14 protein-coding genes are annotated in these 15,211 nt (G+C 73.9%); 12 read left to right on the forward strand and 2 right to left on the reverse strand.

All coding sequences use genetic code 11. From position 1 onward, the window contains the following. Positions 1–7: 7 nt before the first annotated feature. Together IF89_RS0121410 and IF89_RS0121415 are read left to right on the forward strand one after the other, a co-directional pair. Positions 8–1,387: an aldehyde dehydrogenase family protein gene (locus IF89_RS0121410; RefSeq protein ID WP_030770435.1), complete on the forward strand. Its 1,380-nt coding sequence runs from the start codon at positions 8–10 to the stop codon at positions 1,385–1,387. Between the two features lie 4 nt (positions 1,388–1,391). Then, the gene (locus tag IF89_RS0121415) at positions 1,392–2,183 is read left to right on the forward strand and encodes a 3-oxoacyl-ACP reductase (RefSeq protein WP_030770440.1); all 792 of its coding nucleotides are present in this window, start codon (positions 1,392–1,394) and stop codon (positions 2,181–2,183) included. 90 nt (positions 2,184–2,273) lie between these two features. Here the strand turns inward: IF89_RS0121415 and IF89_RS0121420 are convergent, their stop codons facing one another. Continuing rightward, entirely contained in the window at positions 2,274–3,476 is a 1,203-nt protein-coding gene (locus tag IF89_RS0121420) for an amino acid deaminase/aldolase (RefSeq protein ID WP_030770445.1), read from the reverse strand. A gap of 195 nt (positions 3,477–3,671) precedes the next feature. Between IF89_RS0121420 and IF89_RS0121425 the strand changes: the two genes are divergently transcribed. From IF89_RS0121425 to IF89_RS0121435, 3 genes are read left to right on the forward strand one after another with little or no spacing between them, the layout of a single operon-like run. Continuing rightward, entirely contained in the window at positions 3,672–4,529 is an 858-nt protein-coding gene (locus IF89_RS0121425; protein WP_063831325.1) for a hypothetical protein, read from the forward strand. Next, entirely contained in the window at positions 4,526–5,746 is a 1,221-nt protein-coding gene (mycP, locus tag IF89_RS0121430; RefSeq protein ID WP_030770451.1) for a type VII secretion-associated serine protease mycosin, read from the forward strand. Before IF89_RS0121425 ends, mycP begins: the two co-directional genes overlap by 4 nt. A gap of 21 nt (positions 5,747–5,767) precedes the next feature. After that, complete coding sequence (locus tag IF89_RS0121435) at positions 5,768–6,508, forward strand: SseB family protein (RefSeq protein WP_030770457.1); 741 nt, start codon at positions 5,768–5,770, stop codon at positions 6,506–6,508. 73 nt (positions 6,509–6,581) lie between these two features. Here the strand turns inward: IF89_RS0121435 and IF89_RS0121440 are convergent, their stop codons facing one another. After that, complete coding sequence (locus IF89_RS0121440; RefSeq protein WP_030770459.1) at positions 6,582–6,965, reverse strand: DUF1844 domain-containing protein; 384 nt, start codon at positions 6,963–6,965, stop codon at positions 6,582–6,584. Between the two features lie 324 nt (positions 6,966–7,289). On the opposite strand from IF89_RS0121440, the gene infC reads away from it, so the two are divergent. The 7 genes from infC (at position 7,290) to pheT (ending at position 14,914) form a co-directional block, all read left to right on the forward strand. After that, entirely contained in the window at positions 7,290–8,003 is a 714-nt protein-coding gene (gene infC, locus IF89_RS0121445; protein WP_030770463.1) for a translation initiation factor IF-3, read from the forward strand. 104 nt (positions 8,004–8,107) lie between these two features. Then, entirely contained in the window at positions 8,108–8,302 is a 195-nt protein-coding gene (gene rpmI, locus IF89_RS0121450) for a 50S ribosomal protein L35 (RefSeq protein ID WP_030770466.1), read from the forward strand. 107 nt (positions 8,303–8,409) lie between these two features. Then, positions 8,410–8,796, forward strand: a complete 387-nt coding sequence (gene rplT / locus IF89_RS0121455) for a 50S ribosomal protein L20 (protein WP_007263143.1) — start codon at positions 8,410–8,412, stop codon at positions 8,794–8,796. A 134-nt stretch (positions 8,797–8,930) separates the two neighbouring features. Further along, complete coding sequence (locus IF89_RS0121460) at positions 8,931–9,791, forward strand: TrmH family RNA methyltransferase (RefSeq protein WP_030770469.1); 861 nt, start codon at positions 8,931–8,933, stop codon at positions 9,789–9,791. Between the two features lie 56 nt (positions 9,792–9,847). Beyond that, entirely contained in the window at positions 9,848–11,107 is a 1,260-nt protein-coding gene (locus IF89_RS0121465; protein ID WP_030770471.1) for a PAS domain-containing sensor histidine kinase, read from the forward strand. Between the two features lie 151 nt (positions 11,108–11,258). After that, a complete protein-coding gene (gene pheS / locus IF89_RS0121470) occupies positions 11,259–12,386 on the forward strand; it encodes a phenylalanine--tRNA ligase subunit alpha (RefSeq protein WP_030770475.1) in 1,128 nt (375 codons plus the stop codon). Then, positions 12,386–14,914, forward strand: a complete 2,529-nt coding sequence (pheT, locus tag IF89_RS0121475; RefSeq protein ID WP_030770477.1) for a phenylalanine--tRNA ligase subunit beta — start codon at positions 12,386–12,388, stop codon at positions 14,912–14,914. Before pheS ends, pheT begins: the two co-directional genes overlap by 1 nt. The last annotated feature ends 297 nt before the right edge of the window (positions 14,915–15,211 follow it).

A 15,211-nucleotide genomic window follows, 5' to 3' on the forward strand; every position in this document is an offset into this window, starting at 1 on the left:
GCACCACGTGTCCGATGCGTCGGCTCCCGCCGATCTGAGAGTGCTGAATCCGGCCACCGAGGAACTCGTCGCCGTCGTCCCGGCCGCCACACGGGACGACGTCGACGAAGCAGTCACCCGGGCCGCCGCGGCCCAGCGCGCCTGGGCGGCGGCCGCGCCCGCCGACCGCGCCCGCCTGCTGCGCAGGTTCGCCGCGGTCGTCGACGCGCACACCGAGGAACTGGCCCTGCTGGAGGTCCGGGAAGCCGGCCACACCATCGGCAACGCCCGCTGGGAGGCCGGCAACGTCCGTGACCTCCTCGACTTCGCCGCCGGGGGAGTGGAACGGCTCTCCGGCCGCCAGATCCCCGTCGCCGGGGGCATCGACGTCACCTTCCTCGAACCCCTCGGCGTCATCGGCGTGATCGCCCCCTGGAACTTCCCCATGCCGATCGCCGCCTGGGGGCTGGCCCCGGCCCTCGCCGCGGGCAACGCCGTCATCCTCAAGCCCGCCGAGACCACCCCGCTGACCGCACTGCGCCTCGCCGAACTCGCCCTCGAAGCCGGGATCCCCGAACACCTCTTCCAGGTGCTCCCCGGCCACGGCGGCACCGCGGGCGACGCGCTCGTCGAACACCCCGGCGTCGCGAAGATCGTCTTCACCGGCTCCACCCGCGTCGGCAAGCAGATCATGGCCAAGTGCGCCGACCGCGTGAAGCGCGTCACCCTCGAACTCGGCGGCAAGAGCCCCAACATCGTCTTCGCCGACGCCGACCTGGAGGCCGCCGCGGCAGCCGCCCCCATGGCCTTCCTCGACAACACCGGCCAGGACTGCTGCGCCCGCACCCGCATCCTCGTCCAGCGCTCCGCCTACGACCGCTTCCTCGACCTCGTCGCCCCCGCCATCGCGGCCGTCGCCGTCGGCGACCCGCTCGACGAGAAGACGCAAGTGGGCCCGCTGATCTCACGGACCCAGCTGGACCGCGTCCGGTCCTACGTCACCGACGACCTCACCACCCTCCGCGGCACCGCACCCGAAGGCCCCGGCTTCTGGTACCCGCCGACCCTCGTCACCGACGTCGCCCCCACCGCGCCCGTCGCCGCGGAGGAGGTCTTCGGCCCCGTCGCCGTCGTCCTCCCCTTCGAGGACGAGGAGGACGCCGTGCGCCTGGCCAACGCCACCGAGTACGGCCTCTCCGGATCCCTCTGGACCCGCGACATCGGCCGCGCGCTGCGCGTCTCGCGGGCCGTCGCCGCCGGCAACCTGTCCGTCAACTCCCACAGCAGCGTCCGCTACTGGACCCCCTTCGGCGGCTACAAGCAGTCCGGCCTCGGCCGCGAGCTCGGACCCGACGCCCTCACCGCTTTCACCGAGACCAAGAACGTCTTCATCAGCACGGAGGCCTGAACCCATGCCCGTAGAGCCCACCGAGATCATCTGCCGCCGCCTCGTCGGCCGCACCGCCGTCATCACCGGTGCCGGCAGCGGCATCGGCCTCGCCACCGCCCGCCGGCTGGCCTCCGAAGGCGCCCACGTCGTCTGCGCGGACATCGACGAGACGGCCGGCAAGGCCGCCGCCGAAGAGGTCGCAGGCCTCTTCGTGAAGGTCGACGTCACCGACAAGGACGATGTCGACGCCCTCTTCAGGACCGCCTTCGACACCTACGGCTCCGTCGACATCGCCTTCAACAACGCCGGCATCTCGCCCCCGGAGGACGACTCCATCCTCACCACAGGGCTCGACGCCTGGCGCCGCGTCCAGGACGTCAACCTCACCTCCGTCTACCTCTGCTGCAAGGCCGCCCTGCCCTACATGCAGCGCCAGGGCCGCGGCTCCATCATCAACACCGCATCCTTCGTCGCCATCATGGGCGCCGCCACCTCCCAGATCTCCTACACCGCCTCCAAGGGCGGCGTCCTGGCCATGTCCCGCGAGCTCGGCGTGCAGTTCGCCCGCGAGGGCATCCGCGTGAACGCCCTGTGCCCCGGGCCCGTCAACACCCCGCTGCTCCAGGAACTCTTCGCGAAGGACCCCGAGCGGGCCGCCCGCCGGCTCGTGCACATCCCGCTGGGCCGGTTCGCCGAGCCCACCGAGATCGCCGCCGCCGTCGCCTTCCTGGCCAGCGACGACTCCTCCTTCATCAACGCCACCGACTTCCTCGTCGACGGAGGCATCTCGGGCGCGTACGTCACCCCGCTGTAGCCGCACGCCCCCCGCCCCGCCCGGCCGGGCGCCGCACGGCGCCCGGCCGTCGCCCCCACCGCCCCGCGAACGACACGCCCCGACCCTCCGTCAGAGGAAGGTGCGGCCCTCGCCCCGATAGGTCGGCACGCTGTCCGTGACCCGGTCGCCCTCGACGAGGTGCAAGGTGTCGAACCGTTCGCACAGCTCGCCCGCCTTCGCATGGCGGAACCAGACCCGGTCGCCGATCAGCAGGTCGTCGGCCGGGCTCCCCAGCAGCGGCGTCTGCACCTCGCCCGCGCCCTCCTGCGCGTCGTAGCGCAGCCCCTGCGGCAGGTACGGGACCGGCAGCCGGTCCGGGCCGGCCGCTCCGGAGGCCGGATAACCGCCGCCGAGCACCGTCACCACCCCCACCCCGGGACGCCGTACCACCGGCTGCGCGAACAGGGCCGCCGGACGCCCGCTGAACGAGGTGTAGTTGTCGAAGAGCCGCGGCACGTACAGCCCCGACCCGGCGGCGATCTCCGTCACCGCGTCCTCGGCCGCGGTCTGCTGCACGCTGCCCGTACCGCCGCCGTTGACGAACTCCAGGTCCGGTACGACGGCCCGCACCGCCGCCACCACCGCGGCCCGCCGCGCCGCCAGCTCCCGCCGGGCGGCGCCCTGCATCAGCCGGATCGCCCGGGACCGCAGCGGGCGCCCCGCCAGCGCGTCCCCGACCCCGGCGACATGCCCCTCGTACGCCATCAGCCCCACCACCCGGAACCCGGGCCGGGCGGCGACCACTCGGGCCAGCGCGGCCAGTTGCCCGGGCTCGCGCAGCGGCGAGCGGCGCGCCCCGACGCGGATCCGGCCGCCCAGCATCCACAGGGCGGTGTCCAGCTCCAGGCAGACCCGGACCTCCTCGGTGCCGCCGTCCCGGGCCCGGTCGATCAGCTCCAGCTGCGCGGGGTCGTCCACCATCACGGTCACGGCGGCGGCCAGCTTGGCGTCGTTCGCCAGCTCGCCGAAGCCGGCGCGGTCCGCCGACGGATACGCCAGGAGCACGTCCTCGAACCCGGAGCGGGCCAGCCAGAGCGACTCGGCGAGCGTGTACGACATGATCCCGGCGAATCCCGGCCGGTCCAGCACCCGTTCGAGCAGGGCGCGGCACCGGACCGACTTGCTGGCGACCCGGACCGGCTTGCCCCCGGCCCGGCGTACGAGATCGTCCGCGTTGGCGTCGAAGGCGTCGAGATCCACAAGGGCCAGCGGCGCGTCCAGGTGCGCGGTCGCCCGGTCGTACCGGGCGCGGTCGGTGGCGGCGGAGTTCATGGGCGGCAGCTTGCCAGAGGTCTCTACCGGTGGGTAGGCCCCGGCGCCCCCCGCCCCGGCCGGCCCGCCCCGGGCCCCGTACGTCATGCAGTCCGGACGGCACCCCGGCCCGTACCCCCGTCCCGCCGGGCGCCCCCGGCGAACCCCGTAGAGTACGGGGAGGCAGCCGTACGGAACGGGGGGCGGAGCCGCCGGATGACCACGACGACACCGCGGACCACGATCCCGGGCGAGCCCGACCCCTGGCCCCCGCCCGCGCACCCCGCCCACGCCCTGCCCCGCCGCAGCCCCGCCCGCGTCGCAGCCGCCACCGTCTGCCTCGTCCTCGGCGGCGGGCTCGTCGGCGGGGCCGCCATCACCACCTGGGCCGAACACCGCGCCGCCGACCGGCCCCTGCCCGCCGACGCCGCCTACCGCAAGGCCGGCTCGCTGTGGCGCTCCGCCCCCGTGGACAGCCTCCTCCCGCCCGTCCTCGCCGGCCCCTCGGCCGGCCCCGGCGGAGCCGACCGCACCTGGACCCGCATCGCGCTCGCCCCCGACGCCGAGTGCCCCGCCGCCCTGCCCGCCGACTGGCAGGCCGCGATGGCCGCCACCGGCTGCACCCGCGTGCTCCGCGCCACCTACACCGACGCCACCCGCAGCTCCCTGATCGCCGTGGGCATGGTCTTCACCCCCGCCGACGGGCCCGCCATGGCCGCACTCGACGGCCGCCTCACCGCCCCGCCCGCCTACGGCTTCGCCGACCACCAGCGGGCCGCCTGGGCCGCCTCCGTCCGCACCGAGGCCCCCGTCGTCGTCTACGCCGTCTCGGCCTTCGCCGACGGCCGCCCCCAGGACGCCCCCCGCCCCGCCGCCGAACTCGTCCAGAAGGACGCCACCGGGGCCGCCGCCCGAGCGGGCCTGGGCCACGAGGCCAAGGCACTCGCGGACCGCCTCGGGGCGGGCCTCGCCACCCTCGCCGCTCCACCGGGCACCCCTGCCACCCCCGCAGCACGCGCCACGCCCGCCACACCTGCCGCACCCGCAACACCCGCCCCGAAAGCCGCCCGATGACCCCCGCCGCCGCGTCGACCCCCGCCCGCACGGCCCTCCGCGGCGCAGTCGTGCTCGCCGCCACCACCCTCTTCACCACCGCCACCGCCGCCCCGGCCGCCGCCGACTCCATCCGCGACCGCCAGTGGGGCCTCCTGGCCCTGCGCGCCGAGGAGGCCTGGGGCACCACCCGCGGTGACGGCGTGACCGTGGCCGTCCTCGACACCGGCGTCGACGCGTCCCACCCCGACCTGTCCGGGCAGGTCCTCGCGGGCACCGACCTCATCGGCATGGGCGCCGGCCCCGGCGACCGCGCCTGGGCCCGCCACGGCACCGCCATGGCGAGCATCATCGCCGGGCACGGCCACGGCCCCAGCCGCGGCCAGGGCGTCCTCGGCATCGCCCCGCAGGCCCGGATCCTGCCCGTGCGGGTGATCCTCGAAGAGGGCGACCCGGGTCGTGCCAAGGCCCGGGAGAGCAAGGGCGGCGCCCTGGCCGAGGGCATCCGCTGGGCCACCGACCACGGCGCCGACGTCATCAACCTGTCCCTCGGCGACGACAGCGACTCCGCCCACCACGAGGCGGGTGAGGACGAGGCGGTCCAGTACGCCCTGTCCAAGGGCGTGGTCGTGGTCGCCTCCGCGGGCAACGGCGGTGAGTCGGGCGACCGCGTCTCCTACCCGGCCGCCTACCCGGGTGTCATCGCGGTCACGGCGGTCGACCGCCGCGGACGCAAGGCGAAGTTCTCCACGCGCAACTGGTACGCCACCGTGAGCGCCCCCGGCGTCGACGTCGTCATCGCCGACCCCGACCGCTCCTACTACGAGGGCTGGGGCACGAGCGCCGCCGCGGCCTTCGTCTCCGGGGCCGCCGCGCTCGTCAAGGCCGCGCACCCCGACCTGTCCCCGGCCCAGATCAAGAAGCTGCTGGAGGACACCGCCTCCGACTCCCCGGCCGGCGGCCGCGACGACGCCCGCGGCCACGGCATGGTCGATCCCGCCGCCGCCCTCCAGGTCGCGGGGGCCCTGCGGCCGGAGGCAGCGGTACCCGCGCCGGCCGCGGCGGCGAGCAGCCACTTCGGCCCCGGCCCCGAGCCGGTGCGCCCGCCCGAGCGCGGCGCCCGGCTCGGCGCCCCCGCGGCCGCGGTCGCCGGTGCGGTGCTGCTCAGCGTGGCCGCCGTACTGGCCCGGCGCCCCCGGCGGGGTCCCCGGGGCCGCGACGCGGACCCGGCACAGTAGGGTCGGGTAACTGTGGCGAACATGGCGAACAAGAACATTCCCGACCCGGGCTTCTCCGACGACGACGGCTCCGCCGATCCCGAGCTGACCGCGGCCCTGGCGGCCTGGGCCGAGGACCGCACGCAGGAACCGCGCGTACTGGCGGCGCTCAGGGGCGCCCGGCTGCTGGTGCCGGTGGTCGCCGTGTTCGGCGAGGTGGAGACCGACCCGGAGACCGGCCTCAAGCGGGAGAAGACCAGCGACATGGCCGTCCCGACCCTGCGGGCGGGCGACCGGCGGGCCCTGCCCGCGTTCACCTCGACCGCCTCGCTCGCGCTGTGGGACCCGGCCGCCCGGCCGGTGGCCGTCCCTCTGCACCAGGCCCTCGCGGCCGCCGCGCACGAGAAGGCCGACACGGTGGTACTGGACCTGGCCGGCCCGGTCGCCTACCAGCTGACCGGCCCGGCGCTGCTCGCCCTCGCCGAGGGCCGCACCGACACCGACCCCTTGTCCGACCCCGCCGTACGGGAGGCCGTACGGGCGGCCGTGTCGGCCGAGCCGGCCGTCCTGCGCGCCCACCTCGGGCCGGGCGGCGCGGACGCCGACGGGATCCTCGCGATCGTGCTGGCCGCCGACGCCCCGGTGCCCGCCGCGGCCCGCCGCGTCGCCGAGGCCCTGGCGGCGGACACCACCCTGCGGGCCCGCCTGGTCCGCGGCCTGAACCTGGCGCTGCTGCCGTCGGACGCCCCGGCCCCGCCCGGCGAGCCGCTCTTCACCCGCTGAACGGCGGGGGAGGGGCGGACCGTGGGATCACGGCCCGCCCCTCCCCGTCGTGTCCCTGTGCCGGACGGCCCGATCAGCCGAAGACGGGACCCGTGAACTTCTCGCCCGGGCCCTGGCCGGGCTCGTCCGGGACGATCGAGGCCTCGCGGAAGGCCAGCTGGAGCGACTTCAGGCCGTCGCGCAGCGGGGCCGCGTGGAATGAGCTGATCTCGGTGGCGCTCGCCGTGACCAGGCCGGCGAGGGCGGTGATCAGCTTGCGGGCCTCGTCGAGGTCCTTGTGCTCGGAGTCCGGCTTGTCCAGGCCCAGGTTGACCGCCGCGGCGCTCAGCAGGTGCACGGCCACCGTGGTGATCACCTCGACGGCGGGCACGTCCGCGATGTCGCGCGTCATGGTGTCGTAGTCGGGGGCGCCGTCGGCAGCGGTTTCGGTGGAGGCGGGGGGTGTCGCGTCAGTCATGCGCCCCACGATATGCCGTGCGGCGGGCTTGCAACGCGGGTGCTAGTATGTACATCGACCGGCCGGATGCTGTGGTGTCCGGCCCACAAGTGGAGGCTCCGTTCTCCCACCCGACCGCCTTCCGGGGCGGCGGGTCACCGGTCAGGCGGCATCCATCGTTCCGTACGGACGATGGAAAGCCGCCCGAGTCTGCGCCCCGCGTGTCACATGCGGCGGTGCTCCGGTTGTTTTGGAGCCCCTGCCTGTGCCCGGCGGGGTTTTTTCATTCTCCCGCTGTGGTCGGTCCGACGGACATACACGTCAGCGGCTGTCTGCCAGGCAGTCGTGTGGTGCTACCGAGGAGGATCCATCAGCACCGAGCCCCGCATCAACGACCGGATTCGCGTTCCCGAGGTACGACTCGTCGGTCCCAGCGGCGAGCAGGTCGGCATCGTGCCGCTTGCCAAGGCGCTTGAGCTCGCGCAGGAGTACGACCTCGACCTGGTCGAGGTCGCGGCGTCCGCACGCCCGCCGGTCTGCAAGCTCATGGACTACGGCAAGTTCAAGTACGAGTCGGCCATGAAGGCCCGTGAGGCGCGCAAGAACCAAGCGCACACGGTCATCAAGGAAATGAAGCTCCGGCCGAAGATCGACCCGCACGACTATGACACCAAGAAGGGTCACGTCGTTCGGTTCCTCAAGCAGGGCGACAAGGTCAAGATCACGATCATGTTCCGCGGTCGCGAGCAGTCCCGGCCGGAACTCGGCTACCGACTGCTGCAGCGTCTCGCTTCGGACGTCGAGGAGCTCGGCTTCATCGAGTCGAACCCGAAGCAGGACGGCCGAAACATGATCATGGTCCTCGGTCCGCACAAGAAGAAGACCGAGGCGATGGCCGAAGCCCGCGAGGCGCAGGCCGCCCGCAAGGCCGAGCGCCAGGGTGTCGCCGCTGCCGACGAGGCGGCTCCCGCCAAGGAGACCGCCGCGGCCGAAGCGACGGACGCCACGGATGCCGAGGTCACCGAGGCCGACGCCGGTGAGGCGAACGCCGAGGCCTGATTCCGAGGCACCTGTCTCGAATCACCTACACACCATGACGCTCCCCCGAGCCGGTCCTCGTCGGACCGGCGAGGGAGCGCCACCGACGAGGAGATAACGGCGCCATGCCGAAGAACAAGACGCACAGCGGTACCAAGAAGCGCTTCAAGGTCACCGGCTCCGGCAAGGTGCTCCGCGAGCGCGCCGGCAAGCGCCACCTGCTCGAGCACAAGTCGTCCCGCCTGACCCGTCGCCTCACCGGCAACGCGGAGATGGCTCCCGGCGACGCCGCGAAGATCAAGAAGCTTCTCGGCATCTGACGTCCTCCGCTCCCCCTGCCGGGAGCGGAAGCATGTCGAGACCGGGACCCCATCGAATTTCCGGGCCGTGTGAAGACACCCACGGCCCCGCTACAAGGAGTTAAAAAGTGGCACGCGTCAAGCGGGCAGTAAACGCCCACAAGAAGCGCCGGGCGATCCTCGAGGCGGCCTCCGGCTACCGCGGTCAGCGTTCGCGCCTGTACCGCAAGGCCAAGGAGCAGGTCACCCACTCGCTGGTCTACAACTTCAACGACCGCAAGAAGCGCAAGGGCGACTTCCGTCAGCTGTGGATCCAGCGCATCAACGCCGCTGCCCGCCAGAACGGCATGACGTACAACCGCCTCATCCAGGGTCTGAAGGCCGCCAACATCGAGGTGGACCGCAAGATCCTCGCGGAGCTGGCCGTCAACGACGCCAACGCGTTCGCCGCGCTGGTCGAGGTCGCGCAGAAGGCCCTCCCGGCCGACGTGAACGCCCCCAAGGCCGCCGCGTAAGGCCTGGCCGGCCGCAGCAGCGGTCGGCACCCTCGGACCCGCAGGCGATGCGCCTGCGGGTCCGAGTGCTTTCCCGCACCGTCGCGCCCCGGGCGCCCGCACCCCGAGAGAGAACCGCACAGACCATGGCTGACCTGGGTCACCCCGCCGAGCTGATCTCCCCCCGATCCCCGCGGGTGGCCGCCGCCAGGCGACTGGTGCGGCGCAACTTCCGCACCAAGGAGCGCCGGTTCATCGCCGAGGGCCCCCAGGCGGTCCGCGAGGCCGTCGAGCACCGCGGTCCGACGGGCGGCCCCACCCTGATCGAGCTGTTCGCCACCGTCGAGGCCGCCGAGCGCTACTCCGAGATCATCGGCGCCGCTCTGGACGCCGGCGCGCGCGTGCACTACGCCTCCGACGACGTGCTCGCCGAGGTCTCCCAGACCGTCACCCCGCAGGGCCTCGTCGGCGTCTGCCACTTCCTCGACTCGCCCTTCGAGGACGTCCTCAAGGCCGAGCCCAAACTCGTCGCGGTCCTCGCGCACGTCCGCGACCCCGGAAACGCCGGCACCGTGCTGCGCTGCGCGGACGCCGCCGGCGCCGACGCGGTGGTGCTCACCGACGCCTCCGTCGACCTGTACAACCCCAAGTCCGTACGGGCCTCCGTGGGCTCCCTCTTCCACCTTCCGGTCGCCGTCGGCGTCCCCGTCGAGCAGGCCGTCCAGGGGCTGCGCGCGGCGGGCGTACGCATCCTCGCGGCCGACGGCGCCGGCGAGGACGACCTCGACGCCGAACTGGACGCGGGCACCATGGGCGGCCCCTCCGCCTGGGTGTTCGGCAACGAGGCCTGGGGCCTGCCGGAGGAGACCCGGGCCCTCGCCGACGCCGTCGTGCGGGTCCCGATCCACGGGAAGGCGGAGAGCCTGAACCTGGCGACGGCCGCCGCCGTGTGCCTCTACGCGTCCGCGCGTGCACAGCGGGCGCCCGGAGGGTGCCGCTCCGTGACCCCCAGCTAGTAGTGTGGCGGCCCGGGGGGCCCACGGCGCTACTCGGAGATGTGGGGTACGGGGACATGACCGTCGGTACGAACAGCTCGCGCGGGGCCGCGGACGCGGCCGAGGCGCGGTTCGGGGACGCCCCCGAACCCCCGGCCGCGGCCGCCGACGGGCTGTGCGGCGTACCACCGCAGGCGGTGGACTCCGCCCGCGCGCGCGGCGCCGGACAGGCCGCCCGGCCGCCCCGCCCCGCCCCGGCGGCGGCCGCCGAGGCGACCGGCCCCGGTGTCGGCCCCGGCTTCGCGGTGGACCCCGACAACCTGCCCGACGGGCTCGTCGTCGCCGACCACACCGGCAGGGTGGTCTGCTTCAACGCGGCCGCCGCGCGGATCACCGCCCTGGCCCCCGAGCAGGCGCTCGGCGCCCCCCTCGACCGGGCCCTCCCGCTGGAGGACCTCGAAGGCCGCCGCTGGTGGGCGCTGACCGACCCGTACGGGGGCCTCGCCACCCGCCGCGGCCAGCCCGAGCGGAACCTGCTGCTGCCCGGCGGCCGCGAGGTGCTCGTCTCCGCGAGCTACATCCGCACCCACCCCACCGGCCCGGTGCGCCGCCTCGTCGTCACCCTGCGCGGCACCGAGGCCCGCCGCCGCACCGAGCGCAGCCACGCCGAGCTGATCGCCACCGTCGCCCACGAGCTGCGCTCGCCGCTGACCTCCGTCAAGGGCTTCACCGCGACCCTGCTGGCCAAGTGGGAGCGGTTCACCGACGACCAGAAGCGGCTGATGCTGGAGACCGTCGACGCCGACGCCAATCGCGTGACCCGGCTCATCGCCGAACTCCTCGACATCTCGCGCATCGACTCCGGCCGCCTGGAGGTGCGCCGCCAGCCGGTCGACATGGCCACCGCCGTGGGGCGGCACGTCCAGGCGCTCACCGCGAACGGCCAGGACCCCGAGCGGTTCCTCGTCAGCATCAGCCGCCCGCTCCCCGACCTGTGGGCCGACCCGGACAAGATCGACCAGATCCTCGGCAACCTCCTGGAAAATGCGGTGCGCCACGGCGAGGGAACGGTCACCATCGGGGTGTCGCCGCATGAGAAGGGAACCGCCGTCACTGTGTCCGACGAAGGCCCCGGGATCCCCGAGGAGTCGATGGCCCGCGTCTTCACCCGCTTCTGGCGGGGGAGCAAGCGCGGCGGCACCGGCCTGGGCCTGTACATCGTCAAGGGCATCGTGGAGGCGCACGGCGGCACCATCACGGTCGGCCGCGGCCCCGGCGGCGGCGCCGAGTTCCGATTTGTCCTGCCCGTGAGCGCCCCGGCCTATCTCACGCAGTAGTCCTGCGGAAGGCTTCACCGGGCGGCCCACGGGCTCCTCGACCCCCGGCGGCCCTTAGACTCGTCCTTTGGCACCTTTGTGTCTCTGCATCGATCGGTCTGATCGCGTCGTACGGGGACCCACCAGCCAGCCATCGGAAGTACGGGAAGAGATGTCGGCACCGAACAAGTCGTACGACCCTGTCGAGGTCGAGGCACTGAAACCGGAAGAGATCGAGCGCATGCGGGACGAGGCGCTCGCCGCCTTCGCGGCCGCCGGCGACCTCGACGCGCTGCGCGAGGCGAAGACCGCGCACATGGGCGACCGCTCGCCCCTGGCGCTCGCCAACCGCGAGATCGGCGCCCTGCCCCCCCAGGCCAAGGCCGAGGCGGGCAAGCGCGTCGGCCAGGCCCGCGGCGCCGTGAACAAGGCCTTCGGGGCCCGCACGGTGCAGCTGGAGGCCGAGCGCGACGAGCGGGTGCTGGTCGAGGAGGCGGTGGACGTCACGCTGCCGTACGACCGCGTCCCCGCCGGCGCCCGCCACCCCCTGACCACGCTGATGGACCGCGTCGCGGACATCTTCGTCGCCATGGGGTACGAGGTCGCCGAAGGGCCCGAGGTCGAGGCGGAGTGGTTCAACTTCGACGCCCTCAACTTCACGCCCGACCACCCGGCGCGCCAGATGCAGGACACCTTCTTCGTCCAGGGCCCCGAGGGCACCGAGGGCGACGAGTCCGGCGTCGTGCTGCGCACCCACACCTCCCCGGTGCAGGCGCGCTCGCTGCTGGAGCGCGGGGCCCCCGTCTACGTCGTCTGCCCGGGCCGGGTGTACCGCACCGACGAGCTCGACGCGACGCACACCCCGGTCTTCCACCAGGTCGAGCTGCTCGCCGTGGACGAGGGCCTGACCATGGCGGACCTGCGCGGCACCATCGACCACATGGTCAAGGAGCTGTTCGGCGAGGAGACCACCACCCGGCTGCGCCCGCACTTCTTCCCCTTCACCGAGCCGTCCGCCGAGATGGACATGCAGTGCTACGTGTGCCGCGGCGAGTCGGTGGGCAACCCCGACCGCCCGTGCCGTACCTGCTCCAGCGAGGGCTGGATCGAGCTGGGCGGCTGCGGCATGGTCAACCCGAAGGTGCTGACCGCCTGCGGTGTGGACCCGGAGAAGTACAGCGGGTTCGCCTTCGGCTTCGGCATCGAGCGGATGCTGATGTTCCGTCACAACGTTGAAGACATGCGAGACATGGTCGAGGGTGACGTGCGTTTCACCCGGCCTTTCGGGATGGAGATCTGATGCGGGTCCCGCTTTCGTGGCTGCGGGAGTACGTCGACCTCCCCGCCGGTGCATCCGGTCGCGACGTCGCGGCCAAGCTCGTCGACGCGGGCCTGGAGGTCGAGACCGTCGAGCAGCTCGGCGCCGGGCTCAAGGGCCCCCTCGTCGTCGGCCAGGTGCTGACCATCGAGGAGCTGGAGGGCTTCCGCAAGCCCATCCGGTTCTGCACGGTCGACGTCGGCGCCGCCAACGGCACCGGTGAACCGCAGGAGATCGTCTGCGGCGCCCGGAACTTCGCCGTCGGCGACAAGGTCGTCGTGGTCCTGCCCGGTGCCGTGCTGCCCGGCGACTTCGCGATCGCCGCGCGCAAGACGTACGGCAAGACCTCGCACGGCATGATCTGCTCCGGCGAGGAGCTCGGCATGGGCGACGACGGCACGCACGGCATCATCGTGCTGCCGCCCGAGCACGAGACCGGCACCGACGCGATCGAGCTGCTCCAGCTCGTCGACGAGGTGCTGCACATCGACGTCACCCCCGACCGCGGCTACTGCATGTCCCTGCGCGGCATCGCCCGCGAGGTGGCCACCGCCTACGGGCTGCCGCTGCGCGACCCCGCGCTGCTCGACGTGCCCGGGCCGAACTCGTACGGCTACCCGGTCAGGATCGACGACCCGGTCGGCTGCGACCGCTTCACCGCCCGCACCGTGACCGGTCTCGACCCGGAGGCCCGCTCCCCGATCTGGCTCCAGCGCCGCCTCCAGAAGGCCGGCATGCGCCCGATCTCGCTCGCCGTCGACATCACCAACTACGTGATGCTCGAACTGGGCCAGCCGCTGCACGCCTACGACCGCTCGCGGATCAACGGCACCATCGGCGTCCGCCGCGCCGAGCAGGGCGAGAAGTTCACCACCCTCGACGGCGTGAAGCGCACGCTCGACGCCGAGGACCTGGTGATCACCGACGACAGCGGGCCGATCGGCCTCGCCGGCGTCATGGGCGGCGCCAACACCGAGATCGCCGACTCCGTCACCGACCCGGAGACCGGCGCGGTCACCGGGACCACCGACGTGGTCATCGAGGCCGCGCACTTCGACTCCGTGGCGATCTCCCGCACCGCCCGCCGCATGAAGCTCTCCTCGGAGGCCTCCAAGCGCTTCGAGCGGGGCGTCGACCCGCTGGCCGCCGCCGCGGCCGCGCAGCGGACTGTCGACCTGCTCGTGCTCCTCGCCGGCGGCACCGCCGAGGCCGGGGTCACCGAGGTCGTCGCCCCGGGCGCGCCGCGCACGATCGCGATGGCCGCCGACCACCCCGACCGGGTCGCGGGCACGCAGTACGGCCGCGAGACCGTCGTGCGCCGCCTCCAGGAGATCGGCTGCGACGTCTACGGCCAGGACGAGCTCGTCGTCACGCTGCCCTCGTGGCGGCCCGACCTCGCCGCGCCCAACGACCTCGCCGAAGAGGTCATCCGGCTGGAGGGCTACGGGAACCTCCCGTCGACCCTCCCGCAGGTGCCCTCCGGCCGCGGCCTGACCGCCCGGCAGCAGCTGCACCGCCGGGTCGGCCGCGCGCTGGCCGGCGCCGGCTACGTCGAGGCGCTCAGCTACCCGTTCCTCGGCGAGGGCGTCTTCGACCAGCTCCAGCTGCCGGCGCACGACGCCGCCCGGCAGGTCGTCAAGCTGGTCAACCCGCTCTCCGACGAGGAGCCGGCGCTGCGCACCACGCTGCTGCCGGGCCTGCTCGGCGCGCTGCGCCGCAATGACAGCCGGGGCAGCCACGACCTGGCGCTCTTCGAGACCGGTTCGGTCTTCCGGGCCGCCGCGCAGCCGGGTGTCGCCGTCCGGCTGCCCGTCGACCGGCGTCCCACCGACGAGGAGGTCGCCACCCTGGACGCGGCGCTGCCCGCCCAGCCGCGGTACGCCGCGGTCGTGCTGGCCGGTGCCCGCGAGCAGGCCGGCTGGTGGGGCAAGGGACGCCCGGCGGACTGGGCCGACGCCGTCCAGGCCGCCCGCGCGCTGGCCGTCGAGGCCGGCACCGAGCTGGTGGTCCGCCAGGGCCAGTACGGCCCCTGGCATCCCGGCCGCTGCGCCGAGCTGGTCGTCACCGTCGGCGGGGTGGAGCAGGTCATCGGCCACGCCGGCGAGCTGCACCCGCGGGTGGTCAAGGCCATGGGCCTGCCGGCCCGCACCAGCGCGATGGAGCTCGACCTGGACCGCCTCGCGGCGGCCGGCGGAGAGGCCGTCCAGGCGCCCCGGATCTCCTCCTTCCCGGTGGCGACCCAGGACGTCGCGCTGATCGTGGACGCGTCCGTCCCGGCGTCCTCGGTGGAGGCCGCCCTGCGCAAGGGTGCGGGCGAACTCCTGGAGTCGCTGCGCCTGTTCGACGTGTTCACGGGTGAGCAGGTCGGCGAGGGCAAGAAGTCCCTGGCGTACGCGCTGCGCTTCCGGGCGGGCGACCGGACGCTGACGGCCGAGGAGTCCACGGCCGCGCGCGACGCGGCGGTGGCGCTGGCCGGCGAGCGGACCGGGGCGGTGCTCCGGGGCGCGTAGCCGCAGGGTCCTCGGACCTGTTCGAAGTCTGCTGAGGGGCGTATCCGTGACCGGATACGCCCCTCACTCGTTCGGGTGGGACGTGCCGCGGCTCCGGCGGGCCGTTCGCCGCGGTGCCGCGCGGGGCGGCGCTCCGTGAGGATTCGGCGGTGACCACGCGCGCCGGGCCCGGTGGAGGGGCCCGGCGCGCGTCCGGTCCGGTCCGCTGCCGGTGCCCAGCGACCAACCGGGCGCCGGCCGGAACCGGAAAGCGCCGCCCGCCTGCCATGGAGTGTCGGGCAGACAGCAGGACGGGCG

Origin of the sequence: Streptomyces sp. NRRL F-2664 (genome assembly GCF_000719345.1) — a bacterium.
Lineage (GTDB): Bacteria > Actinomycetota > Actinomycetes > Streptomycetales > Streptomycetaceae > Streptomyces.